This window comes from Rhodopseudomonas sp. BAL398 (assembly GCF_033001325.1).
In the GTDB taxonomy this organism is placed as follows: Bacteria; Pseudomonadota; Alphaproteobacteria; order Rhizobiales; family Xanthobacteraceae; genus JARJEH01.
Genome location: NZ_CP133111.1, coordinates 5,300,546 through 5,323,679, shown reverse-complemented (window position 1 = coordinate 5,323,679; position 23,134 = coordinate 5,300,546). Strand labels below are relative to the sequence as shown.

The following is a 23,134-nucleotide window of genomic DNA, read 5'->3' as shown; positions in this document are numbered from 1 at the left end:
TGCCGACTCGGCACAGCGGTATTCGGCACCACATTCACATTCGACGTCGAATATTCTCATGTGGCCAGCTTCCTTCTGCAGCGAATTGAGTCGCGATAATCGCTGAGCTTCGCTGCTGGATGTGACATCCTGATGTTGGCGCCGCGCAAAATTGACGTTGCGCGCGGATTCCGTGGGCCAGACGGGGCCCTGATACCGGCTGGCGCGCCGCATCCTCAAGCAAGGCCGGTTCTGATGGATCAGAACCGGAGCTCTCGCTTATTGTCGCACGCGGTCTCCTCACGCCAACCGGCACCACTTCGCTCGAAACGCCTTAGCCGAAAATGTCGGTAGTCATACCAACGTACCAGCCGGCCGCTTCCTGCGCCTGCTTGGCGCGCTGTTCCGGGCTCTCTTCGAGCTGCGAGGTGTAGGGATCGAGCATCACGATTCTGCCGTCGCGCGGCTCGTAGCGGGCGCCGTTCTTGAACGCATCATGCGGCGCGATGGTGCTCCAGCAATGATTGGTGAAGCGCACCGGCATCCTTCGATCGCCGGCGAGGTCGGCGCGGATCATCATCGCGGTGATCTTGGCTTCGTTATTGGCGGCAAAGCCGGATTTGGGAAATTCGCCGCCGGCGGAATCGCCGATGACGTGGATCTGGGAATCGATGCGCGAGCGCATATTGCCGGCATCGACCGGACAGAAGCCGCTATCGTCGGCGAGCCCGGAGTCGCGGGCGAGCACGCCGGCGATCTGCGGCGGGATCACATTGACCATGGTGGCCTTGTGGGTTTCGAAATCGGTGGTGACGGTCATCGCCTTGGGGTCGATCGCCTTGATGCCGCCATGGATGGTCGGGTCCTGCCACTCGATCATCCCGTTATAGTGCCGCTGCCAGCCGTCGATAAACAATGTCTGCATGGCGAAGTGATCCTTGGCGTCGAGGATCACGATCCGCGCATTCTTGACGCCGCGGGTTTTGAGCGCATAGGCCATCATCGAGGCGCGCTCATAGGGCGCCGGCGGACAGCGATACGGATTGGGCGGCGCGATGATGACGATCAGCCCGCCATCGCCGACGGCGTCGAGCTGTTGTTTCAACAGTTTGAACTGCGCGCCGCCGCGATAGCCATGCGGCATCCGCAACGCCACCTCCGGCGAATAGCCCGGCACCGCGTCCCAGCGAAAATCGATGCCGGGCGAGATCACCAGCCGGTCATAGGGCAGAGCCGCGCCGCCGGCGGTTCGCACCATTTTGGCGTCGCGATCGATGGCGGTGACGGCGTCGAACACCATGCGGACGCCGCGCGCCGCCAGCGCGTCATAGCCGAATGTCAGCGACTGAAAATCCTTGAGACCGCCGAGATAGAGGTTCGAGGTGAATGGCGTCACATAGGTCCGGTTGATCTCGACCAGGCTGACGTCGAGCTGGTCGCCGCCGTGCTTGAGATATTTCGCCACGGTGGCGCCGCCGGGGCCGCCGCCGATCACCACGACACGCGGCTTGGCCTGCGCCAGGGCCGGGGCGGCGAGCAGCGCGGCGCTGCCCGCAAGGCCGCGAATGACGCCGCGACGGTCGATGGTGAGCGGGTGTTTCACGTCAAAACTCCATGGACAAATAGCGCGGACCGCAACGCCTGATGCCACGGTCCGCGCGGCAATCAGGCGAAAATGTCGGCGGTGATGCCGTCATACCAGCCAAGGTTCTCCTCCGCGGTTTGTGCCCGCAGCCCGGCATCCTCGCCGGTCTTGGAGATGAAGCCTTCGACCTCGACGATGGCGCCATCCTTCGGCTGGTAGCGGCCGCCGACCTTCACCGTGTCATCCTTGGCGAGCACCGACCAGCAGGTATTGGCATAGCGCGCCGGAAAAGTCCGAGCCTTGGTGAGTTCGCCGCGCACCGCCATCGCCACCACCTTGGCCTGGCTGTTGGCGGAGAATGCCGATTTCGGCATCGCGCCGGCGATCGCGGCGTCGCCGAGCACATAGATGGCCGGATCGATCGTCGATTTCATGTCGGCGCCGTCAATCGGGCAATAGCCGGTCTCATTGGCGAGGTCCGCGTCCTGGGCGATCTTGCCGGCCATCTGCGCCGGAATGACGTTGACCATCGCGGCCTTGATGGTCTCGAAATCGGTGGTGACCGTCATCGCCTTCGGATCGATCGATTTGACGCCGCCATGCATCGTCGGATCCATCCATTCGATCATGCCGGGATAGTATTTCGCCCAGCCCTCCTGGAACAGCGCCATCTTGGAGAATTTCGGCTTGGGATCGATGATCAGGATCTTCGACCTGGTATGACCCTTGGTCTTGAGAACATGGGCCATGCAGGACACCCGCTCATAGGGGCCGGGCGGGCAGCGATAGGGATTGGGCGGCGCCAGCATGACGATCTTCGCGCCGTCCTCCAGCGCATCGAGCTGCTGCTTGACCAATCGGGTCTGGGCGCCCGGCTTCCAGCCATGCGGCATGATCTCGGCGGCTTGCTGCGAATAGCCGGGCACCGAATCGAATTTGATGTCGATGCCGGGCGCCACCACCAGCCGGTCATAGGGCAGCACGGTGCCGTCGGCGAGCCGCACCTGCTTGCGGTCGCGATCGATCGCGGCGGCGAGCTGGCGCAGATGGGTCACGCCATAGGCCGACAATTTGTAGGGATGGGTGATGTCGTCGAAGCTCTTGAAGTCGCCGAGATAGAGATTGGAATGAAAGCAGGTGACGAATTTGTCGAGCGGCTCGACCAAAGTGACGTCGATCGCGCCCTTGGAGTCGCGGGCAACATATTTGGCCACGGTGGCGCCGCCCGGCCCGCCGCCGATCACGACGAGCTTCGGTTTGGCCTGGGCGCGCAGCACCCCGGGCATCGCGATGAGACCGGCGGCAAGCATGCCGGTCGAAAAATGGCGTCGGCTGATGGTCGTCATAGTGGTCTCCCCTCCTGGTTTGGCGCCGGGCAGCATCTGCTCGGCGTTGCGGTGGTCACTGGGTGGTCACTGGGTTTCGGGCGTGATGCTGTTGAAGTAGCTGGCGAGCGCGGCGATCTCCTCGTCGGTGAATTTGACCGCGATAGCGCGCATCACCGAATTGTCGCGGATCCGGGCGCGATATTCGCTGAGGGCTTGGATCAAGGTGTGCTCGGGCAGGCCGACGATCACCGGAATGCCGGAGAACTTGCCGCTGAGCTGATGGCAGGTGACGCATTCGCTCGACAGATATTCGCCGAGCTCGCGATCGCCCGCCGAAGCGCCCGCGGCACCCGATAGGGTCACCGCCACGATCAGCAGGCGCGTCCAGGCGCGTCCCGATCTCATCGGCGTCGCCCGGGCATGGGCCGGCGATCGCGACCGCACGCGGTCATGATGATTCCTCCCGTTCGTTTCGCTTCCCAAAAACGCCGGCTTAATTGCCGGTCTGTTCTGGCACCAAGGCCGGCGCGGTGACATCGGCAAGTTTTGCGTCCATCAATTGATGGGTCACCAGCGCGCCGACCCACATCGAGCCCAGCGCCAGCCACGCCGTCACCGCGAAAATCGCGCCGCCGGTGACGCCGGCGCCGACCGCGCAGCCGCCGGCCAGCATGCCGCCCGAGCCCATCAGGAACGCTCCGGCGGCGTAGCGCCCCATGCTGGGGCCGTCATGAAAGCCCTGCAGCCGCCACTCGCCGGCGAACAAGGCCGCGAGCAACGCGCCGACAAAGACGCCCGGCACCAGGCCGATATCGAAGCCGAGCGGCACAGAGGGCGAATTGATCAGCCCCATCAGCGTATCGGCCGAGGGGCCGGTGAAGCTGACGCTCTTGATGGTGATCGGCGTGAAGGCGTGCTGCGCCAGCGTGTAGGTCAACAGCCAGCCGGCGGCGACGGCGAGCCCGACGCCGACCGCGTTGCAGCCGGCACTGACCCCGGTCCGCGCGCGATGCGCCAGCCAGGTGGCCCAGCCGATGCCGGCCAGACCCAGCGTCGCGCCGAGCCAGGGCCCGGCATGGACCACGCTCAAGAGATTGCGCGACGCGCCGCCCTGCACGGTCCACAATTCCGACAGCGCCTCGCGCGCCGGCGACAGCGCGCCGCGCAATGACGCCTGCGCCACGATGGTCAGCACCAGGCCGGACACCAGCGCGCGCAGATTGCCGGTCGCCGACAGCACCAACAGCCGGCTGGCGCAGCCGCGCGCCATGATCATGCCGGCGCCGAACATCAGCCCGCCGATGATGCTGCCGGACAGACTGCCGCGCGCCGCCAGCTGCCGCGCCTCGCCGACATCGAGCAGGCCGGCGGAAATCGCCAGCTGGGTCGCGGCCAGCGCCGCCGAAAAGGTCAGCAGCCAGATTGCAACCTTGGGGCCGAACAAGCCTTGGGAGAATTCGATCACTGCCGCGCGCAGACAGAACCGGCTGCGCTGCGCGCAGACACCGAACGCAAAGCCGACCAGCAGACCGCAGGCGGTCAGCGTGTTGGTTTCGCCGAAGCGTTCGATGAGCTGATCGAGGTCCAAGGCCACTCCTCCGCCGCGCGGTCGCCGCGCCACGCATCGCCGCGGCATGGTCGCGAAGCGTGACGGACCGCGCCGGATTCGACATTGATCTGGCGCAACGCGCAACTAACAAATCGCACGGTTTGATTAGTTTCGTGATTAGTTCCTCGGCCGCCGTTACGTAAAACTACGCAGCCGCCAGCGCGCTCCGAACGGAGCGTCGCTGGCGGTCGTCATGGCCGATCCGCTGCGCGTCAGTCGACGCTCGGACCGGTCTTGCTATCCGGAGTGACGTCGACCGACATCGCCCGGCCGGTGACTTTCGGCGCGGGGCGACAATCCTTCATGCACGGGTTCGATTTCCAAAACTGCTTTTCGGCGACCTCGCGATCGTCCTCATAGAAGCCGTTGGCGTTCGGCATCTTGATGGTCGCGAGATTTTTCTCGTTGAGCTCGAAATCCGGATCCTTGATGACGTCGCTCATGCTGAGGATATAGGCGACCAGCGCATAGACCTCGTCGGGGGAGAGCGAGCGGGCGTTGCCGAACGGCATCGCGCGCTGGATGTAATCGAACGCCGTGGTGGCATCGGGCCAATAGGAGCCGACGGTCTTGTCGGGCCGGTCGGCCTTCAGCGTGCCGAGGCCGCCGGCCAGCACCGGATAGCGGCCGACGCCCTGGCCGAATTCGCCGTGACAGGCCGCGCATTTTTCCTGGAAGATCGCGTCGCCCTGCTGGGCGGTGCCCTTGCCCTTGGGCAAGCCGACGCCGTCCGCCCGCACATCCGTATCCCAGGCCTCAATTTCCTGCGGCAGCGCGGCGCGACCGAGGCCGAGCTTGGTCGGCGACGGCGGCGCGGGGTGCTCCACATTGGCCTTGGCGAGCTTCTGCTTGGCGGCGGTGACGGCCGGCAGCGCCAGCAGCGTAGTGCCCAGCATTATCGCGAGGACGAACTTAGCCGATCTCGACATTTTCGGTCTCCCCGCCCGCGCGCACCAGCCAGGTCTGAATGCCGTTATTGTGATAGATCGAATTGACGCCGCGGATCTTGCGTAGTTCGGTCTTGGTCGGCTGCACATAGCCGGTGTCGTCGATGGCGCGCGACTGCACCATCAGCTCCTGGCCGTTCCAGTCGAAATCGACGTAGAAGCGCACCAGCGACTTGTCGAGCACCGGGCCGTCGATGCGCGCCTCCTGCCAGTTGCGGCCGCCATCGAGCGTGACGTCGACGCGCTTGACGGTGCCGCGGCCCGACCAGGCGATGCCGGTCAGCACATTGCGGCCCTGGTGCTTGAGCGGCGCCTGCGGCGACGGATTGGTGATCACCGATTTGGCGTCCATCACGAATGTATGTTTGCGGGCGCGACCGTCCGGCATCAGGTCGGTGTATTTCGAGGTTTCCTCGCGGGTCTGCCAGGGCTGATCGCCGGCCTCGATCCGGCGCAGCCATTTCACCCACAGATTGCCCTGCCAGCCCGGGATCACCGCGCGCAGCGGATAGCCCTGCTCCGGCCGCAGCGCCTCGCCGTTCATCGCAAAGGCGATCAGCACGTCGTCGAGCGCCTTCGACAGCGGCAGCGAGCGGTTCATGCCGGCGGCGTCGGCGCCTTCCAGCATCAGCCATTTGGCGTTCGGCTTCAGCCCGGCCTCGTCGAGCAGCACCTTCAAGGGCACGCCGGTATACATCACATTGTGGATCATGCCGTGGGTGAACTGGCAGCCATTGAGCTGGGCGCCGCGCCACTCCATGCCGGAATTCGCCGCGCATTCCAGGAAATACACTTTGTTGACCCGCGGCATCCGCCGGATGTCGTCCATGGTGAACACCAGCGGCTTGTCGACCAAGCCGTTGATCATCAGCCGGTGATCGGCCGGATCGATTTCGGCGAGCCCGCCGTGATGGCGCTCGAAGCACAGGCCGGACGGCGTGATGATGCCGTCGAGCGCGTGCAGCGGGGTGAAGTTCACGGAGGATTCCGGCCCCGCCGTCAGCCACGACACGTCGCGGCGGATCACGTCCTTTTCGAATTTCGACGGCAGGCCATAAGGCCGCTTGTCGACGCCATCGCCGAGATAGCGATTCCAGTCCTGGACCTCGGTGATCTTCGGATCGGACGCGTCGCCGGCCTGCGCCAGCTGCGGCAGCATCGCGCCGGCGCCGGCCAGGCCCGCGGCGCCGAGAAAGCGGCGGCGGTTGAGAAATTCGGCTGTGGGTCTGTCACTCATGCGGCCGCCTCTTCGTTGTCGGCTTGATCGCGATTATTGCGATACGTGAATGTGTTGGGTACAGGAATGCGCCGGATCGGTGGTGTGTCATCTCAGACGCCCGTGACCTTGACGGCGCTGTTGGGCTCGATCTTCACCGGGCCGGCCTGCGCGACATGCTGGGACAACACGTCCCAGATCGGCGGGCCCTCGGTGTTCTGGTTGATGCTGGCCCAGCCCGACACCGTATAGGTCCTGGCGGCGTCGATCGGCTTGCCGGTTTTCAGATGGGTGAGATCGGAAATGCGCGAGCCCATGGTCTTGCTGATATCGATCGCGTAGCCCATGCCGCCGGTGCGGACCATGTCGCCGCCGCCCTGGAAATACGGGTCGGGATGGAAGATGTTGTCGGCGATGTCCTCGAGCACATTCTTCAGCTGCGCGCCGGTCATTTCGGTGCGGTAGCAATTCGGATAGGTGATCGCGGTGGCGTTGGTGATCGCCTCCCAGGTGATGTCGTCCTCCGGCAGCAGCGTGCCGCCCCAGCGGAAGCCCGGCGACAGCGCGATCTCGGTGTCGCGCTGTTGCAGCATCGCGTTGCAGATCAGATCGTCGAAGGTGCCGTTGAAATTGCCGCGGCGATACAACAGCGAATCGGTCTTGCCGACGACGCGCGCCAGATCCTTGGCGAACGGCGCCCGCACCTTCTCCACCAGCTTCGCCATTTCGGGATCCGGCTTGATCGCGTCGGCGAACACCGGCATCAGCTTGAAGCGGATGTCGGCGACCTTGTTGTCCTTGACGGCGAGATCGAGCCGCGAGACGAATTTGCCGTGCGAGCCCGACGCCACCAGCATGGTGTCGCCGACCCGGATCAGGCCCGGCATCGCGTCATGGGTGTGGCCCGTGAGAATAACGTCGATGCCTTTGACCCGCCCCGCCAGCTTGCGGTCGACGTCGAAGCCGTTATGCGACAGCAGCACCACGATCGCAGCACCGTCGGCGCGCGCCTCGTCGACCTGCTTCTGGATGTCGTCCTCGCGAATGCCGAATTCCCAATTCGGAAACATCCAGCGCGGATTGGCGACGGCGGTGCGCGGCAGAGCCTGGCCGATCACCGCGATCTTGGCGCCGCCGCGCTCGAAAATCTTCTTCGCCTCAAAGACGGGTTCCTGCCATTCAGCGTCGCGGACATTCTGCGCCAGGAACGCGAACGGCGCGGTGTCGGCGACTTGCTTGACGCGGTCGGCGCCGTAGGTGAATTCCCAATGGCCGGTCATGGCGTCGAGCTTCAGGGCCGACATCACGTCGATCATGTCCTGGCCCTTGGTCTGCAGCGAACTCCAGCTGCCCTGCCAGGAATCGCCGCCGTCGAGCAGCAGCACATTGCCGTCGCCGCGTTCGGCGCGCACCGCGCCGATCAGCGTGGCGATGCGGTCCATGCCGCCCATCCGGCCGTAATTGCGCGCCAGCTGGACGAAATCATCGGCGGTCAGCGCGAAGGCGTCGGGCGAGCCGGTGGCGATCTTGAAATATTCGCGAAACGCCGCGTCGGTTAGATGTGGCGGCTGGCCCTTGGCGTCGCCGACGCCGAGATTGACCGAGGGTTCGCGGAAATGCAGCGGCACCAGCTGGGCATGGATATCGGTCACATGTAGGATGGTGACGGTGCCGAGCGGATCGAACCGCGTGATATCGGCCTGGGTCAGCCGCTGCTGCGCCGCGACCTGTCCGAGCTGGCCGAGGCCGCTGCCGAGCGTCAGCGCCGACGCAGCCGCGGTCGCCTGCAGGAATTCCCGCCTCGAGATCATCGTTTCACCCTTGGTTTCATTGTGGTCCGCGCCGCTTGCATTGGGCAGCGGCGCCCGCGCGCGCGGCGTTGCGCCTCGTCGCGCGGTCGCAGATGGCCGATGGCGATCAGGCCACCGTCATCTTCTTCTTCGCCACATAATTCGATCCATCGTCATCCTTCCAGGTGAAGGTGAATTCGCCGGTCTCGGCGGCCTTGTAGTAGAACGACTGATACGGATTGGCCGAGATCGCCGGATTCCAGTCGGCTTCGAAGAACTGCTTGCCGTTGAACTCGGCCGTGAAGGTGTTGATGATCTTGCGCGGCACGACCTTGCCGGAGGCGTCCTTGCGCTGACCGGATTCCATTTCGTGCGAGATCAGCGTCTTGATCTCGATCACTTCGCCGGGCTTCGCCTGGGCCGGGACGCGGACGCGCGGGGTGGGAGCATTGGCCATATGAAAATTCCTCGCCTGAATATTTGCTGTTGCCGAACCAAACGCGACTAGCCGCCGCAGCCGCCGATCGTGACCTTCACATTGGCCTTGGCCGTGTAGAGGTTGCCGTTCGACATTTCCGCGATGCAGATGATGTTCTGGGTCTTGGCCAGCCGCATCCGGGTCGAGGCCGCGGCCTTGCCGCTGGCCGGGGTGAATTTGTAGCTGACGATGCCCGGCAGCGGATTGCCGTCGGCGAAGATGTGGACGGCCTTGACGTAGTCGGCGTCGGTCATCGGGCTTTCGACATCGACATTGACCGGCACGACGAGGCCGTTTTCGGCGATCTCCGGAATGTCGAGATTGATCTTGCCGCTGTCGAGCTTCTTGTCGCCGTAGAGCTTCTTGATTTCGGCGGCGACCGTCTGCTCGTCGGCGAACGACATTCGCGGCGCCAGCAATGCCACCAGCCCCGCGAGCCCCGCAAGGGCCAGCGTTTCGCGACGGGTGGTCTCAACTGTGGTCCAAACCATGTATCCTCCTAGCGGGAGTCTTTCGCTTCCCTTGGCAATAGTATCGCTTGACGATTCCAAGCTTCATCTATCATGATCCGCAAACATCATTATATTGTTTTTTTTGAATGTAAAGATATCCGATTCGATTTATGACACGGGACCGCACAAGACGGTCACTGAAACGGAGGAGACGAGATGAGGATCGCCGCGATCGGCTGGGCACTATTAGCTGCTGTGCTTTGCACAATGCCAAGAACAAGTCACGCACAGGACGCCAGCGAGAAGGAGATCGAACGCTATCGCGAGATGATCTCCGATCCGATGTCGAATCCCGGCTTCCTCGCGGTCGACCGCGGCGAAATCCTGTGGGGCGAGAAGCGCGGCAGCAAAAACGTCTCGCTGGAAAGCTGCGACCTCGGGCTCGGCGCCGGCAAGCTGGAAGGCGCCTATGCGCAATTGCCGCGTTACTTCAAGGACGCCGACAAGGTGATGGACCTGGAGCAGCGGCTGTTGTGGTGCATGCAGAAGGTCCAGGGCCTCGACACCAAGGACATCGTCGCCCGCCGCTTCTCCAAGCCCGGCGTCGAATCCGACCTGCAGGATCTGGTGGCCTATATCGCCAACAAATCCAGCGGCATGAAAATCGCCGTGCCGCTCAGCCATCCGAAGGAACAGGAAATGGCCGCGGTCGGCGAGGAGCTGTTCCACCGCCGCGGCGGGGTGATGGATTTCGCCTGCTCGACCTGCCACGGCGCCGAGGGCAAGCGGATCCGGCTGCAGGCGTTGCCTGACCTCGCAATGCCCGGCAAGGAGGCGCAGGACACGATGGGGACCTGGCCGACCTATCGGGTGTCGCAGAGCGCGCTGCGCACGATGCAGCACCGGCTGTGGGACTGCTATCGCCAGCAACGCTGGCCGATGCCGGAATACGGCTCCGACGGCATCACGGCGCTGACCGTCTATCTCAACAAAATGGCGCAAGGTGGCGAGATCACCGTGCCGTCGATCAAGCGCTGAGGAGCCGAGCATGAAACAGATTCTGAAACTATCGGCACTCGCCGCCATCGGATTCAACTGGGCGATCGCCGCGCAGGCCGCCGATCAGGCCGTCATCCCCGCGACCAAGGCAGCGGCGACCAAGGCTGACAGCGCCAAGACTGCTGACATGGCCAAGACTGACATGGCCAAGACTGACATGGCCAAGGCTGACACGACCAAGAGCGATGAACCCAAAGTCTCCAAAGCGGTGGTCGATGCCTATCTGAAATCGACCTTCGGCAAGGCCCCGGCGGAATGGCAGGCCGCGATCGAGCCCGACGAAACCATGCAGATCTGCAACGCCACCCGCAACCAGCCGTCGCAGGAACAGGCCGAACAGATCATGGCCCGCGAGATCAAGCGGGTGGTGTATCCGGCCGACGGCAAGCTGCTCGGCGACTGGAAGGCCGGCGCCAAGATCGCCAATAACGGCCATGGCGGCCAGTTCACCGACAAGCCGACCACCGAGCACGGCGGCAATTGCTACGCCTGCCACCAGATCGCCAAGGAAGAGGTCAGCTACGGCACGCTCGGCACCAGCCTGACCAATTACGGCAAGGACCGCAATTACGCTCCCGCCGAGATCAAGCAGGCCTATACCAAGATCTACAATTCGCAGGCGGTGGTGCCGTGCTCCAACATGCCGCGCTTCGGTACCAATAAATTCCTGAGCGAACAGCAGATCAAGGACGTGCTGGCCTATCTGTTCGATCCGGACTCGCCGGTGAACAAATAGGTCCCACAGACGTATCCGACCGGGATCGCTCCTCATCCTGAGGAGCCCGGCGCAGCCCGAAGGGCGAAGCCGGGCGTCTCGAAGGATGAGGAGCGATCCCGCCTCATGGTTCGAGACGCGCGCTGGCCAGCGCGCTCCTCACCATGAGGCTTTTCAGCACATCGAAACCGGAGTGATGTCATGATCAATCGAAAGATGATGGGAGTCGTGGCGATCTGCCTATTCGCCGCCCTCGCCGCGCCGGCCCGCGCCCAGGACGCGCTGGTGGTGACCAAATCGCTGAGCCCGGAGGTGGCGCTGGATTGCGCCAAGGCGGCGCTGGCCGAATGCCGCAAGCGCGGCTTCCAGGTCGCCGTCGCGGTGGTCGATCGTGCCGGGCTCACGCAAATCCTGCTGCGCGACCGCTTCGCCGGCCCGCACACGGTCCCGACCGCGACCGGCAAGGCCTGGACCGCGGTGTCGTTCAAGACCTCGACCACCGATCTGCAGGGCATGACCCAGCCCGGCATGCCGCAAGCGGGGCTGCGGCAATTGCCGGGCGCCGTCATTCTCGGCGGCGGCGTGACGATCGAGGCCGGCGGCTCGCTGGTCGCCGGCATCGGCGTCTCCGGCGCGCCGGGCGGCGACGCCGACGAGGCCTGCGCCAAGGCCGGCATCGCGGCGATCCAGGATCGGCTGGATTTCTGACCTTAGCGCCGGTCCGCCGCCCAGCACCCCGTAGTATCCGTTTCGACACAGCCCGAATCAGCCATTGCGTCAGAATCCCACGCGTGCCAAAGGCCGATCTTCACACCTCGCGCCCGCGTGACAGGGAACCGGTTCCCGGCCGCGCAAAGGAGATTCCCGGTGGACGATCGGACTGAGCTGCAGGACACCAAGCCAACGACGCCGTCGAAATCCACGGGGACGGCGGCGCGGCTGGTGATCCGCCATGCCACCCTGGACGACATCCCGGCCATTCAGAACCTGCTGCAGAAGGTCTACAACCGCGCTTTCGGCAATCATGCGACCTATTCGAGCGCGCAGCTGCGCGGCCAGCAGACCCAGTTTCCCGAAGGGCAGTTCGTCGCGATCTACGAGGACCGCGTCGTCGGCTTCTGCGCCACCTTCCGGATCGGCGGCGATCTGGCGCTGGCGCCGCATGACTGGCGCACCATCACCGGCTCGGGCTTTGCGTCGCGCCACGATCCGGAGGGCGATTACATCTACGGCATGGATGTCTGCGTCGATCCGGAACTGCGCGGGCTGCGGATCGGGCAGCGGCTCTACAATCAGCGCCGCAAGCTGTGCCAGCATCTGCGGCTCAAGGGCACCATCATCGCCGGGCGGATGCCGGGGCTGTCGCGCCGGATGAAGGCGGTCGGTTCGGCGGATCAATATCTCGAGCAGGTCAAGCAAGGCCGGCAGCGCGACGCGGTGCTCGGCTTCCAGATGCGCAACGGGTTCGAGCCGCTTCGCGTGCTGCAGGATTATCTGCCGAGCGACACCGAATCGCTGGGCTATGCGGTGCTGATGGTGTGGAACAATCCGCAAGTGTCGCAGGACGACGAGTCGAAATCCTCGTTCAACCAGAACCAGCGCACGGTCCGCGTCGGCGCGGTGCAATACCAGCAACGCGCGGTGAAAAGCTTCGAGGAATTCGAGGAGCAGGTCGAATATTTCGTCGACGCGCTGGCGAACTACAAGGCCGACTTCGTCGTGTTCCCGGAATTGTTCACCCTGCAATTGCTGTCGATCGAAGGCCGCATCGGCGATCCGGCGGCGTCGATCGCCGCGCTGTCGCAATATACCGAACGCTTCAAGGCCGCGCTGACCCGGATGGCGGTGGCCTACAACATCAACATCATCGGCGGCTCGCATCCGACCCGCGAGGACGACGGCGAGGTCTACAACATCGCCTATGTGTTCCTGCGCGACGGCAGCATCCACCAGCAGGCGAAACTGCATCCGACGCCGAGCGAACGCTCGTGGTGGAACATCAAGGGCGGCAACACCCTCGACACCATCGCCACAGATTGCGGCCCGATCGGCGTCTTGATCTGCTACGACGCCGAATTCCCCGAATTGCCGCGGCATCTGGTCGACCAGGGCGCGATGATCCTGTTCGTGCCGTTCTGCACCGACGAGCGCCAGAGCTATCTGCGCGTGCGTTATTGCGGCCAGGCCCGCGCGGTGGAAAACCAGTGCTATGTGGTGCTGGCCGGCAATGTCGGCAATCTGCCCAATGTCGAGAACATGGACATTCAATACGCCCAGAGCTGCGTGCTGACGCCATGCGACCTGCCCTTTGCCCGCGACGGCATCGCGGCCGACACCACCCCGAATGTCGAAATGGTGGCGATCGCCGATCTGCATATCGACACCCTGCGCGCGGCCCGGCAGAACGGCACCGTGCTGAATCTGAAGGATCGCCGCTTCGATCTGTATTCGGTCAACTGGAAGAGCAAGTAATACCCAAGGGCACTGCTTCTCCTTCGTCATGCCCGGCCTTGTGCCGGGCATCCACGCCTTGAAAGCCGAGCTTGGATCAAAGGCGTGGATGGCCGGGACAAGCCCGGCCACGACGCGTGGATGGGGCGAAACCATGCGCCTTTGCTATAAGCGAAGATCAAGCAGGCGAAGACCAAATAGCAAAGCGGTTGGCGCGGCAACGCGCCAACCGACGGGCCAAGGTTACGCCGGCTTCTTCAACCACTCCGGGAACGACATCGTCTCGTAGCCCTTGGCCTTGACATATTTGAACATCGCCAGAAATTCCGGCGGCTCCAGCAGGCCCGGCATTCTTGCCACCTCGCGCGCCTGCGGTTGCCGCGCGGCGAGGCCGTCGGCCGATTCCGGGAAGAACTGGACGGTCGGGGTGAAGCGGATGCCATAGGCCTGCGCGAAGGCCTTCTCGCTGAGCTTGCGGCCGTCGAAATCGGTGACCTCGCGGGCGCCGATATGGTTGAGGTGCAGCACCTCGAAATTGTCGCGGATATAGCCTTCGATCGCCGGGTCCATCATGTGGACCTCGTGCATCCTGCGGCAGAACGGGCAGCCTTTCAGGCCCCACAGAATTGCGAAGCGCTTGCGTTTGGCGGTGGCGCCGGCGAGGTCCTCGGGCAGATCGAGGAAGCTCTGCAAATACCAGTCGAGCTGATACAGCCCGTCATCGCCGAGCACCGGCGCGGCCAAGCTAGGCGCGGCGCGCAGGCCCAGCCCCGTGGCCGCAAGGCCGGCGACGACATGCCGCCGGGTCAATCGTTGCGCAATCATCAAAGGCCTCCTTTGTATGACGATTCAGCTTGGCGGCTCACCCGATCGTACTGAAGATCGGGAAGGTCTCGAGCAACCAGCCGGCGATCTTCGGCATCGCGCCGGTCAAAAACAGCACGCCGGTCAGCACCAAGGCGCCGCCCATCAGCTTCTCGACCAGACCCATATGGGCGCGCATCCGCGCCATCAATTTGATGAACTGGCCGGAAAACAGCGAGGCCAGCAGGAACGGCAATCCGATCCCCAGCGAATAGGCGCCGAGCAGCATCGCCCCATGGGCCGCCGAGCCCTCGACCCCGGCGACCAGCAGGATCGTCGCCAGCACCGGCCCGACGCAGGGCGTCCAGCCGAATGCGAAGGCCAGCCCCACCACATAGGCGCCGAGATAGCCGGCGCCGCGGCGCGCGGTCTGGAATCGGGCTTCGCGAAACAGCAGCCCGATCCGGAACACGCCGAGGAAATGCAAACCAAGGATCAGGATCACCACTCCGGCGATGATCCCCAACGTGTCGAAATGCGCCGTGATGGTCTTGCCGAGCGCCGAGGCCGAGGCGCCGAGCGCCACGAATACGGTGGAAAAGCCCAGCACGAAGGCAAGAGACGAGGCGACGACGCGGCCGCTGACCGCGCCGGCCGGCCGATCGCGCGCCGCCGTCAGCTCGTCGAGGCTGACGCCGGCGAGAAAGCACAGATAAGGCGGCACCAGCGGCAGCACGCAGGGCGACAGGAACGACAGCACCCCGGCGCCCAGCGCCCCAGCCAGCGAGATATTCGAGATCACAGCGTTTCCGGCCCTAGTAGATACATGCGAATTCGTCTATATGTATCACATCATGGCCAGAACACTCCTGAAATCGTCACTCTTCGGCCTGTTCGTGTTGATCGCCGCGGTGCTTGCCCCGGCGGTATCGCAGTCGGCCGAGCTATTGATGTATGAGCGCGCCGGCTGCGTCTGGTGCGCGCGGTGGGACCGCGACGTCGGCCCGATCTATGGCAAGACCGACGAAGCCAAAATGCTGCCGCTGCGGCGCATCAATATCGACCAGCCGGCCGGCGCCGGCGTCGAGCTCACCGCGCCGGTGCACTTCACCCCGACCTTCGTGGTCTCGGACCATGGCCGCGAGGTCGGCCGCATCACCGGCTATATCAATGACGACGCGTTCTGGGGCCTGCTCGGCGTGCTGCTGAAAAAGATCGAACCCCGGCCCGTCCCTAGCCCTAGTTGAGCGATTTTCAACTCATCAGCGAACGGTAATCGCCCCCATGACATCGATCCTCGATCCCGACATTGAGACCGAATTCCGCGACGGCGCGGAATATTCGCCCGAGCTCGACCTGTTGATGCGCAAGGCCCGCAAGGCCAGCAATTTCCTCAAGGCGCTGTCGCACGAGAACCGGCTGCTGTTGCTGTGCCTGCTGGCGGAGCGCGAGCGCTCGGTCACCGAGCTGGAAAACATTCTGTCGATGCGGCAGTCCGCGGTGTCGCAGCAATTGGCGCGGCTACGTTACGACGGCATGGTCGACACCAGGCGCGACGGCAAGACGATCTATTACAGTCTGGCCAATGAGGACGTGCGCCGGGTGATCTCGGTGGTCTACGATATTTTCTGCGCCACCGCGCGCAACGGCGACGCAAACAAGTAGCACTGCCGATCAGGCAGGCGACGACGGGGCAGCGCGAGCAAGCGTCAAGACCCCGCGGCGAGTAAGAGGAAATGCCATGCAGAACGCCTCTGCCTGGATGCTCGCCCTGGCCGGCTTCGGCATCGGGACGGCAGCCGGGTTTTTCGTCCGCCACGCGCGGCTGTGCTCGTTCGGCGCCATCGAAGACGCGTTGATGGGCGGCGACACCCGTCGGCTGCGGATCTTCGGGCTGGCGCTTGGCGTCGCGATCATCGGCACCCAGCTCCTGGTCGTCGCCGGCCTGCTCGACCCGCAACTGATCGGCTACACCCCGTCGGCGATTCCGCTGCTGTCGATCGCGATCGGCAGCGTGATGTTCGGGGTCGGCATGGCGATGGTCGGCACCTGCGGGTTCGGCTCCCTGGTGCGGCTCGGCTCTGGCGATCTGCGCAGCCTGGTGGTGATCCTGGTGCTGGGCGGCGCCGCCTATGCGACGCTGCGCGGCGTGTTCGCCGGCTTTCGCATCACCGCGCTGGAAAGCGTCGCGCTGCCGATGCCGGACGGCATCCGCGCCGACCTCGCCTCGCTGCTGCAACGCGCCTTCGGCTATGATCTGCGCAACGCCATCGCCGCCATCGCCGGCGTCGGGCTGTGCGCGGCGGCTTTGGGCGATCGACGCCTGCGGCGCGCGCCGCGGCTGCTGATGGCCGGCATCGCGCTCGGCGTGCTGACCGTGGCGGGCTGGTTCGTCACTACCTGGCTCGCCGACGAATTCGCCGGGCCGCTCCATCCGCAAAGCCTGACCTTCGTCTCGACCATCGGCAAGGCGCTCTATGCCGGCGTGCTCGACGCGGTGAATTTCGCCGATTTCGGCGTCGGCACCGTGTTCGGCGTCGTCGCCGGATCGTGGCTCGCGGCGCGGCGCGCCGACGAATTGCGCTGGGAGGCGTTCGACGACGACCACGAGATGCGGCGCCATCTCGGCGGCGCGGTGCTGATGGGCATCGGCGGCATCCTGACCGGCGGCTGCACCATCGGTCAGGGCGTCACCGCGGGGTCGGTGCTGGCGCTGTCATGGCCGCTGGCGGTCGGCGGCATGATGCTCGGCGCCCGCCTGGGAATCGCCGTGCTGGTCGAGGGCTCGCCCGCCGACCTGCTGCATCGCGGCTGGATCAGCCTGCGCGGCTGGCAACATCCGTCGGAGTGAAGCTGACCCGATCAAGTGCTTTGTCTCCGTCAGAGTAGCGTTTCTGGATTGCTTCGTCGCTGCGCTCCTCGCAATGACGAACAAAAGCGCTGATGCTGACAACCGAGCGTCAGCTTGCGCGAGGATCGCTTACGGCCGCAGATAGCTCCAGCCCTGTTCCTGCAGCTCCATCAAGCGGACCGCGCCGGACGGCACCACATTGGCTTCGGGGATGATGCTGACCGGCTTGCCTTCGTGCTTCTCCATGCCCGCTTTGGTGTTGCCGCAGGCCGAGAACTTGATGCTGGACGGAAAGCTGCCTTCGGCGATCTGCTTGATGCGGTCCTTCACCGGCGAGGTGTCGGCGCGCAGCATGTGCAGGCCGGGCCCATAGGTCACGATCTCGACCTGAACCTCTTCGCCGGAGGATTTGTACTGCTCCATGATGTTGCTGGCGTTGTTCAGCGCCAGATTCATCACCGCCGGATCGTTCTGGTCGACCTGGATCGCGACCCGATGCAGCTTGGCGTCGGCCGCCACACCCGGCACGCTGGTCACCGCCAGCAGCAACGCACCCGCAATCGCGCTCATCCAAATCTTCATTGTCGTCCTCCCTGATGTTGTTGCATGCAAACTAGCCGCCGCCGCCGCGCGAGTCATCCGCGTCGATCGACGTTTCCGCACAATTGCGAGAATGATGATTTCGGCGCGCGCTAGCTGGTGGCCAGCGCCGGCATCATGACGCGGCCGCGAATCCCCAGCGCGGCGCCGCTCAGGATTCCCGCCACCGCGATGAAGGACGGGATCGCCAGCGTCGACAGGCCGGTGAGGCCCTGGCCGATCGAGCAGCCATAGGCCATCGCGCCGCCGCTGCCCATCAGCGTAGCGCCGAGCACCGAGCGCGCGGTGTGGCTGGCGGAATGGTAACCCTCGAGCGCGAAGCGTCCGGTCAGCAGCGCGGTGGCGACGCTGCCGGTCAACACGCCGGCCACCACCGCGATGCCGAAATTCAGCGACAGCCCGGTCGACAGCATGACGTATTGCAAGCTGTCGGCGATCGGCGAGACGAAGGTCAGCGAGGTCACCGGGATCGGATTGAATTCGTCGACGCCGAGCCAGCCGGTGGCGAGCCAGCCGGCGGTGACCAATAGGCCGATGGCTATACCAGCCGCGAGCTGGCCAGGGCTACGGCGAAAGCCGCGATCGGACAGCGCGAACACAAGCAACGCGCCGCTGATGATCAGCGTCACGGCGATGCGGGCAGCGCCTTCGCCGATCCCGAGCGCGCTCAACAAGGCCGGCAGCGACACCGCGGACGGCGACATCTGGGTCCATTGCATCACCGCCAGCCGCGCCGGCGCCAGCAGTCCCTTCAGCGTCATCTGCGCGGCGATCCCGATCATCACCAGCACCACCAGCGAGCGCAGATTGCCCTTGCCGAGCAGCACCAGCGCCCGCGAGGCGCAGCCATTGGCCAGCACCATGCCGATGCCGAACAGCAGCCCGCCGGCGAAAATCAGCGGCGCCGAAAACGACGGCAGCAGATACAGCGACTTGCCGATATCGACCAGGCCGAACCCGGCCAGCGCCTGGGCGCCCGCGATCGCCACCGCCAGCGCGACCGCGAAGCTGCGGATCTTGCGGCCGTCATCCTGGGTCCACCAGTCACGCAAACCGCTGGTCAGGCAGAACCCGCTGAGCAGACCGACCACGCCAAACGCAAGGCCGATCGCAAATCCAAGCAGAACCGAAGTTTCGGGCAACGCCATGGTGCAAATCCTCAGCCCTTGCGCTGACAGCGTCAGCGGCTCTGACCGGGATTTAAGGGTACCTGGATGATGGGTAAATGAGGCCGGAAAATAAACGACAAAGCAGCTGTCGGTCGTGCGCCGCGAAGGCGGATTTGCTGCGCTGCGGGAGATTTGAGCAAGAAATTCCTCGCATCGGCGCCGGCTCGTCGGTGCCGTTTGATTCAGATCAAGCGCAGTTCCCGCTCCCGGGCTATCACCTACATATTCAAATGTTTGCGGTAAGATATGCCATCCCACGGCTCTCCCAGCGGTCACGGCCTGTTCGGTAAGGCGTCAGTGCCCGCCAAAATGTGGACCGGCAGCGGCCTGACATTGATCTTAAGCAAGAGCGTCGGCCTGCCCTGTTGGCAGCCTGCCAGTCGACCGCGCGATGGAGCAGGTCAGGTGTGGCGCAAGGATTCGACACGAATGTCGCGGTTGCAGCCGGCCAGAGATTGAAGCGCCCGACGGATAAACGAGATCGTCCGCGCGGGAACGAGCAAAGAGGAAGACACCATGATCAAGATCGCCGTTGTCATATGGATCGTTCTGGGCGCCTCGCTTGCGGGCGTGGCGATGATCGCCGTGCTGACCATCCCGAGCCTCGCCGCGGAAGCAATGCGGATGATTCCCTTCGCCGTGCTCGCCGGCTTCCTGGTCGCGATGCCGCTGTCGTTTCTGGTCGCCAGAAAGATCGCCCGCCCCTCGGCCGGCTAGTTTCCGGCCCCGCGGCCGGCTAGTTTCCATAGCAACAACACCAATAGCGTCGTCACCCCATGACAGAAACACATATCGAGGGGCCGCTCTACGCCCCTCGCATGAAAGTCTATCCGCAGGCCGTCCATGGCCGGTTCCGGCGGATCAAATGGACGCTGCTGGCGATCACGCTGTCGATCTACTACCTGCTGCCGTTCGTGCGCTGGGATCGCGGGCCGGGATTGCCGAACCAGGCGGTGCTGGTCGATCTGCCGCATCGCCGGTTCTACTTCTTCTTCATCGAGCTGTGGCCGCAGGAAGTCTATTACTTCACCGGCCTGTTGATCCTGGCGGCGCTGGTGCTGTTCCTGATGAACGCGCTGGCCGGGCGGATCTGGTGCGGCTATCTGTGTCCGCAGACGGTGTGGACAGATCTGTTCTACGCGATCGAACGCTGGGTCGAGGGCGACCGCCGCGAGCGCATCCGCAGCGACAAGCAGGGCCTCAGCTTCACCCGCCTGCGCCAGCTCGTCACCAAGCACACGCTGTGGCTGCTGATCGCCTGGTGGACCGGCGGCGCCTGGGTGCTGTATTTCTCCGACGCGCCGACCCTGGTCAAGGACCTGCTCACCTTCCAGGCGCCGATGGTCGCCTATATCTGGATCGGCATCCTGACTGCCACCACCTACACTTTCGCCGGCCATGCCCGCGAGCAGATCTGCATCTATATGTGTCCGTGGCCGCGGATCCAGGCGGCACTGACCGACGAATGGGCGCTCAACGTCACCTATCGGGTCGACCGCGGCGAGCCGCGGATGTCGGTCAAGAAGGCCGAGCAGCTGCGCCAGCACGACCAGGCCGCGGGCGATTGCATCGATTGTCACCAGTGCATCAATGTCTGCCCCACCGGCGTCGATATCCGCGAGGGCATCCAGCTCGGCTGCATCCAGTGCGGGCTGTGCATCGACGCCTGCGACGCCGTGATGCGCCAGGTCGACCGCCCGACCGGGCTGATCGCCTACGATACCGATATCAATGCCGGGCGCCGGCTGGCGGGCAAGCCGCCGCTGTATCGCCCGATCCGGGCGCGCACGCTGCTCTATGGCGGGCTGATCGCGCTGGTCGGCGCCATCATGATCTACGCGCTGGCAACGCGCAGCTCGCTGGACATCAACGTGCTGCACGAGCGCAATCCGCTGTTCGTCGCCCTGTCCGACGGCGGCGTTCGCAACGACTACACCTTGCGCATCCTCAACAAGGGCGCCGACCGCGCCTTCGAGATCGGAGTGGTTGGTCTTCCCGGCGCGCGCCTGCATGCCATCGGCATCCCGCCGCGCGCATCGGACCGGCTGACGATCGAGGTCGGACAGGATCAGACCCGCGAGGTTCGGATTTCGCTGCAGGTGCCGGGCAACATGGTGCCGACGGCGCCGACCAGCATCACGATCCAGGCCAAGGATCTGGCAACGGGGCAGATCGCCAGCACGAAAGACAACTTCGTGCCGCCGGCATCCGGCGGCAACCCATGAGTGCAGCGGCGGCGCCGTCACGCTTGATGGCGCCGCTGCCGCCGCCCGGCCGCGACGCTGCACGCAGGACTTGTGCGATGCGCGCATCCCGACGCGGCGCAGGCCAGCCGACGCGGCAAGCACATCGGCTGCGCAACAAAACGCCACGTTCCGCCTCAAATTGAAAATGGCTAGCCTGCCGGCTTTGTCGTAACGTCGACTTTCGACGAGCCGAAAGCTGGGTTCCTATCAGGAGTAGTCATGGATTTTTCGCGTCTTGAGATCAATCGCCGCACCGCCTTGCTGACATCGGCCGCCATTGCCGCCAATGTCATCAATCCGTTGCGCGCCTTTGCGGCTGAAACGCCTCGCAAGGGCGGCGTCTTCAAGGTGCATTACGGCGCCGAACAGCGCCAGCTCAACCCCAGCATCCAGGCCTCCACCGGCGTCTACATCATCGGCGGCAAGATCCAGGAGGCGCTGATCGATCTCGACGCCGCCGGCAAGCCGGTCGGCGTGCTGGCCGAGAGCTGGGAGAGTTCGCCCGACGGCAAGACCATCACCTTCAAGCTGCGCAAGGGCGTCACCTGGCACGACGGCAAGCCGTTCACCTCGGCCGACGTCGCCTTCACCGCCATGAACATGTGGAAGAAGATCCTCAATTACGGCACCACGCTGCAGCTGTTCCTGACCTCGGTCGACACCCCCGACGCCCATACGGCAGTGTTCAACTACGAGCGGCCGATGCCGCTCGACCTGCTGCTGCGCGCGCTGCCCGACCTCGGCTATGTCTCCGCCAAGCATCTTTATGAAAATGGCGACATCAGGCAGAACCCGGTCAATCTGGCGCCGGTCGGCACCGGGCCGTTCAAATTCGTCAAATATGAGCGCGGCCAATACATCATCGCCGACCGCAACGAGAATTACTGGCGGCCGAACATGCCCTATCTCGACCGCATCGTCTGGCGGGTGATCACCGATCGCTCCGCGGCGGCGGCGCAGCTCGAGGCCGGCGACCTGCATTACAGCCCGTTTTCGGGCCTGACGATCTCCGACATGGCGCGGCTCGGCAAGGACAAGCGCTTCATCGTCTCCACCAAGGGCAATGAGGGCAACGCCCGCACCAATACGCTGGAGTTCAACTTCCGCACCAAGGAACTGGCCGACATCAAGGTCCGGCGCGCCATCGCCCACGCCATCAACGTGCCGTTCTTCATCGACAATTTTCTCGGCGATTTCGCCAAGCTCGGCACCGGGCCGATTCCGTCGACCTCGACGGATTTCTACCCCGGCGCCGACGCCCCGCAATATCCCTACGACAAGGCCAAGGCCAACGCCCTGCTCGACGAGGCCGGCTTCAAGAAGGGCGCCGACGGCAAGCGCTTCTCGTTGCGGCTGTTGCCGGCGCCCTGGGGCGAGGACATCTCGCTATGGGCGACCTTCGTGCAGCAGTCGCTGTCGGAAGTCGGGATTCCGGTCGAGGTCGTTCGCAATGATGGCGGCGGCTTCCTGAAGCAGGTCTATAGCGACCACGCTTTTGACCTCGCCACCGGCTGGCATCAATATCGCAACGATCCGGCGGTTTCGACCACGGTCTGGTATCGCTCCGGCCAGCCCGCCGGCGCGCCCTGGACCAACCAATGGGGCTGGACCGACCCGACCATCGACAAGATCATCGATTCCGCCGCCACCGAGCTCGATCCGGTCAAGCGCAAGGCGCTGTATGCCGATTTCGTCACGCGGGCGAATACCGAATTGCCGGTGTGGATGCCGATCGAGCAGATTTTCGTCACCGTGATCAGCACCAAGGCGCGCAACCATTCGAATACGCCGCGCTGGGGCTCCTCGACCTGGCACGATCTTTGGCTGGCCGAATAGTGTAAACTCCAGCAAGATA

Annotated in this window: 23 protein-coding genes; 10 read left to right on the top strand and 13 right to left on the bottom strand. The window is 64.5% G+C overall.

Going from position 1 to position 23,134, the window contains the following annotated elements; genetic code table 11:
• Positions 1-313: 313 nt before the first annotated feature.
• The 9 genes from RBJ75_RS25030 to soxY form a co-directional block, all read right to left on the bottom strand.
• The gene (locus RBJ75_RS25030; protein ID WP_234707504.1) at positions 314-1,582 is read right to left on the bottom strand and encodes an NAD(P)/FAD-dependent oxidoreductase; all 1,269 of its coding nucleotides are present in this window, start codon (positions 1,580-1,582) and stop codon (positions 314-316) included.
• 62 nt (positions 1,583-1,644) lie between these two features.
• A complete protein-coding gene (locus tag RBJ75_RS25025) occupies positions 1,645-2,910 on the bottom strand; it encodes an NAD(P)/FAD-dependent oxidoreductase (protein WP_276156989.1) in 1,266 nt (421 codons plus the stop codon).
• Positions 2,911-2,976: 66 nt separating this feature from the next.
• Positions 2,977-3,297: a c-type cytochrome gene (locus RBJ75_RS25020; protein ID WP_044406171.1), complete on the bottom strand. Its 321-nt coding sequence runs from the start codon at positions 3,295-3,297 to the stop codon at positions 2,977-2,979.
• A gap of 88 nt (positions 3,298-3,385) precedes the next feature.
• Positions 3,386-4,480, bottom strand: coding sequence for a YeeE/YedE family protein (locus RBJ75_RS25015; RefSeq protein ID WP_044406174.1), 1,095 nt, complete (start codon positions 4,478-4,480; stop codon positions 3,386-3,388).
• 233 nt (positions 4,481-4,713) lie between these two features.
• Positions 4,714-5,430, bottom strand: a complete 717-nt coding sequence (locus tag RBJ75_RS25010) for a c-type cytochrome (RefSeq protein ID WP_276156988.1) — start codon at positions 5,428-5,430, stop codon at positions 4,714-4,716.
• Positions 5,414-6,685: a sulfite dehydrogenase gene (gene soxC, locus RBJ75_RS25005; protein ID WP_044409981.1), complete on the bottom strand. Its 1,272-nt coding sequence runs from the start codon at positions 6,683-6,685 to the stop codon at positions 5,414-5,416. The genes RBJ75_RS25010 and soxC overlap by 17 nt, the downstream gene beginning before the upstream one ends.
• 92 nt (positions 6,686-6,777) lie before the next feature.
• Positions 6,778-8,475, bottom strand: a complete 1,698-nt coding sequence (gene soxB, locus RBJ75_RS25000) for a thiosulfohydrolase SoxB (RefSeq protein WP_044409978.1) — start codon at positions 8,473-8,475, stop codon at positions 6,778-6,780.
• A 106-nt stretch (positions 8,476-8,581) separates the two neighbouring features.
• Entirely contained in the window at positions 8,582-8,911 is a 330-nt protein-coding gene (gene soxZ / locus RBJ75_RS24995) for a thiosulfate oxidation carrier complex protein SoxZ (RefSeq protein ID WP_044409975.1), read from the bottom strand.
• A 47-nt stretch (positions 8,912-8,958) separates the two neighbouring features.
• Positions 8,959-9,423, bottom strand: coding sequence for a thiosulfate oxidation carrier protein SoxY (gene soxY / locus RBJ75_RS24990; RefSeq protein WP_044409972.1), 465 nt, complete (start codon positions 9,421-9,423; stop codon positions 8,959-8,961).
• A gap of 228 nt (positions 9,424-9,651) precedes the next feature.
• Here soxY and soxA point away from each other — a divergent pair, with 228 nt between their 5' ends.
• From soxA to RBJ75_RS24970, 4 genes are all read left to right on the top strand, one after another.
• Complete coding sequence (soxA, locus tag RBJ75_RS24985; RefSeq protein WP_234707386.1) at positions 9,652-10,422, top strand: sulfur oxidation c-type cytochrome SoxA; 771 nt, start codon at positions 9,652-9,654, stop codon at positions 10,420-10,422.
• 178 nt (positions 10,423-10,600) lie between these two features.
• On the top strand, positions 10,601-11,179 hold the full coding sequence (soxX, locus tag RBJ75_RS24980) for a sulfur oxidation c-type cytochrome SoxX (RefSeq protein ID WP_234707388.1): 579 nt from the start codon (positions 10,601-10,603) through the stop codon (positions 11,177-11,179).
• Positions 11,180-11,359: 180 nt separating this feature from the next.
• Complete coding sequence (locus tag RBJ75_RS24975; RefSeq protein WP_044409962.1) at positions 11,360-11,866, top strand: GlcG/HbpS family heme-binding protein; 507 nt, start codon at positions 11,360-11,362, stop codon at positions 11,864-11,866.
• Between the two features lie 159 nt (positions 11,867-12,025).
• Positions 12,026-13,630: a carbon-nitrogen hydrolase family protein gene (locus tag RBJ75_RS24970; protein ID WP_234707385.1), complete on the top strand. Its 1,605-nt coding sequence runs from the start codon at positions 12,026-12,028 to the stop codon at positions 13,628-13,630.
• A 222-nt stretch (positions 13,631-13,852) separates the two neighbouring features.
• On the opposite strand, the gene RBJ75_RS24965 is transcribed toward RBJ75_RS24970, so the two are convergent.
• Both RBJ75_RS24965 and RBJ75_RS24960 read right to left on the bottom strand, forming a co-directional pair.
• On the bottom strand, positions 13,853-14,434 hold the full coding sequence (locus tag RBJ75_RS24965; protein WP_044409959.1) for a SoxW family protein: 582 nt from the start codon (positions 14,432-14,434) through the stop codon (positions 13,853-13,855).
• 37 nt (positions 14,435-14,471) lie between these two features.
• A complete protein-coding gene (locus RBJ75_RS24960) occupies positions 14,472-15,215 on the bottom strand; it encodes a cytochrome c biogenesis CcdA family protein (RefSeq protein ID WP_044409956.1) in 744 nt (247 codons plus the stop codon).
• Positions 15,216-15,255: 40 nt separating this feature from the next.
• Between RBJ75_RS24960 and RBJ75_RS24955 the strand changes: the two genes are divergently transcribed.
• The 3 genes from RBJ75_RS24955 (at position 15,256) to RBJ75_RS24945 (ending at position 17,264) form a co-directional block, all read left to right on the top strand.
• The gene (locus RBJ75_RS24955) at positions 15,256-15,660 is read left to right on the top strand and encodes a thioredoxin family protein (protein WP_173427345.1); all 405 of its coding nucleotides are present in this window, start codon (positions 15,256-15,258) and stop codon (positions 15,658-15,660) included.
• Positions 15,661-15,697: 37 nt separating this feature from the next.
• On the top strand, positions 15,698-16,078 hold the full coding sequence (locus RBJ75_RS24950; protein ID WP_044409950.1) for an ArsR/SmtB family transcription factor: 381 nt from the start codon (positions 15,698-15,700) through the stop codon (positions 16,076-16,078).
• A gap of 76 nt (positions 16,079-16,154) precedes the next feature.
• Positions 16,155-17,264, top strand: coding sequence for a YeeE/YedE family protein (locus RBJ75_RS24945; RefSeq protein ID WP_044409947.1), 1,110 nt, complete (start codon positions 16,155-16,157; stop codon positions 17,262-17,264).
• A gap of 129 nt (positions 17,265-17,393) precedes the next feature.
• On the opposite strand, the gene RBJ75_RS24940 is transcribed toward RBJ75_RS24945, so the two are convergent.
• Both RBJ75_RS24940 and RBJ75_RS24935 read right to left on the bottom strand, forming a co-directional pair.
• On the bottom strand, positions 17,394-17,834 hold the full coding sequence (locus RBJ75_RS24940) for a DsrE family protein (protein WP_234707387.1): 441 nt from the start codon (positions 17,832-17,834) through the stop codon (positions 17,394-17,396).
• 122 nt (positions 17,835-17,956) lie between these two features.
• Positions 17,957-19,012 carry a YeeE/YedE family protein gene (locus RBJ75_RS24935; RefSeq protein ID WP_044409941.1) on the bottom strand — a complete coding sequence of 352 codons (1,056 nt, stop codon included), beginning with the start codon at positions 19,010-19,012 and terminating at the stop codon, positions 17,957-17,959.
• Positions 19,013-19,549: 537 nt separating this feature from the next.
• Between RBJ75_RS24935 and RBJ75_RS24930 the strand changes: the two genes are divergently transcribed.
• The 3 genes from RBJ75_RS24930 to RBJ75_RS24920 all read left to right on the top strand — a co-directional run bounded on the left by RBJ75_RS24930 (position 19,550) and on the right by RBJ75_RS24920 (position 23,115).
• Complete coding sequence (locus tag RBJ75_RS24930) at positions 19,550-19,750, top strand: hypothetical protein (protein ID WP_044409938.1); 201 nt, start codon at positions 19,550-19,552, stop codon at positions 19,748-19,750.
• 59 nt (positions 19,751-19,809) lie between these two features.
• Positions 19,810-21,258, top strand: a complete 1,449-nt coding sequence (gene ccoG, locus RBJ75_RS24925; RefSeq protein ID WP_276156478.1) for a cytochrome c oxidase accessory protein CcoG — start codon at positions 19,810-19,812, stop codon at positions 21,256-21,258.
• Between the two features lie 240 nt (positions 21,259-21,498).
• On the top strand, positions 21,499-23,115 hold the full coding sequence (locus tag RBJ75_RS24920) for an ABC transporter substrate-binding protein (protein ID WP_044417856.1): 1,617 nt from the start codon (positions 21,499-21,501) through the stop codon (positions 23,113-23,115).
• Positions 23,116-23,134: the final 19 nt, after the last annotated feature.

Excerpts from the sequence above, each read along its gene's own strand:
- RBJ75_RS25025 (WP_276156989.1), bottom strand. The coding sequence starts at position 2,910 with ATGACGACCATCAGCCGACGCCATTTTTCGACCGGCATGCTTGCCGCC.
- RBJ75_RS25020 (WP_044406171.1), bottom strand. The coding sequence starts at position 3,297 with ATGAGATCGGGACGCGCCTGGACGCGCCTGCTGATCGTGGCGGTGACC.
- RBJ75_RS25010 (WP_276156988.1), bottom strand. The coding sequence starts at position 5,430 with ATGTCGAGATCGGCTAAGTTCGTCCTCGCGATAATGCTGGGCACTACG.
- soxC (WP_044409981.1), bottom strand. The coding sequence starts at position 6,685 with ATGAGTGACAGACCCACAGCCGAATTTCTCAACCGCCGCCGCTTTCTC.
- soxB (WP_044409978.1), bottom strand. The coding sequence starts at position 8,475 with ATGATCTCGAGGCGGGAATTCCTGCAGGCGACCGCGGCTGCGTCGGCG.
- soxZ (WP_044409975.1), bottom strand. The coding sequence starts at position 8,911 with ATGGCCAATGCTCCCACCCCGCGCGTCCGCGTCCCGGCCCAGGCGAAG.
- soxY (WP_044409972.1), bottom strand. The coding sequence starts at position 9,423 with ATGGTTTGGACCACAGTTGAGACCACCCGTCGCGAAACGCTGGCCCTT.
- soxA (WP_234707386.1), top strand. The coding sequence starts at position 9,652 with ATGCCAAGAACAAGTCACGCACAGGACGCCAGCGAGAAGGAGATCGAA.
- soxX (WP_234707388.1), top strand. The coding sequence starts at position 10,601 with ATGGCCAAGGCTGACACGACCAAGAGCGATGAACCCAAAGTCTCCAAA.
- RBJ75_RS24975 (WP_044409962.1), top strand. The coding sequence starts at position 11,360 with ATGATCAATCGAAAGATGATGGGAGTCGTGGCGATCTGCCTATTCGCC.
- RBJ75_RS24965 (WP_044409959.1), bottom strand. The coding sequence starts at position 14,434 with ATGATTGCGCAACGATTGACCCGGCGGCATGTCGTCGCCGGCCTTGCG.
- RBJ75_RS24955 (WP_173427345.1), top strand. The coding sequence starts at position 15,256 with ATGTATCACATCATGGCCAGAACACTCCTGAAATCGTCACTCTTCGGC.
- RBJ75_RS24950 (WP_044409950.1), top strand. The coding sequence starts at position 15,698 with ATGACATCGATCCTCGATCCCGACATTGAGACCGAATTCCGCGACGGC.
- RBJ75_RS24945 (WP_044409947.1), top strand. The coding sequence starts at position 16,155 with ATGCAGAACGCCTCTGCCTGGATGCTCGCCCTGGCCGGCTTCGGCATC.
- RBJ75_RS24940 (WP_234707387.1), bottom strand. The coding sequence starts at position 17,834 with ATGAGCGCGATTGCGGGTGCGTTGCTGCTGGCGGTGACCAGCGTGCCG.
- RBJ75_RS24935 (WP_044409941.1), bottom strand. The coding sequence starts at position 19,012 with ATGGCGTTGCCCGAAACTTCGGTTCTGCTTGGATTTGCGATCGGCCTT.
- RBJ75_RS24930 (WP_044409938.1), top strand. The coding sequence starts at position 19,550 with ATGATCAAGATCGCCGTTGTCATATGGATCGTTCTGGGCGCCTCGCTT.
- ccoG (WP_276156478.1), top strand. The coding sequence starts at position 19,810 with ATGACAGAAACACATATCGAGGGGCCGCTCTACGCCCCTCGCATGAAA.
- RBJ75_RS24920 (WP_044417856.1), top strand. The coding sequence starts at position 21,499 with ATGGATTTTTCGCGTCTTGAGATCAATCGCCGCACCGCCTTGCTGACA.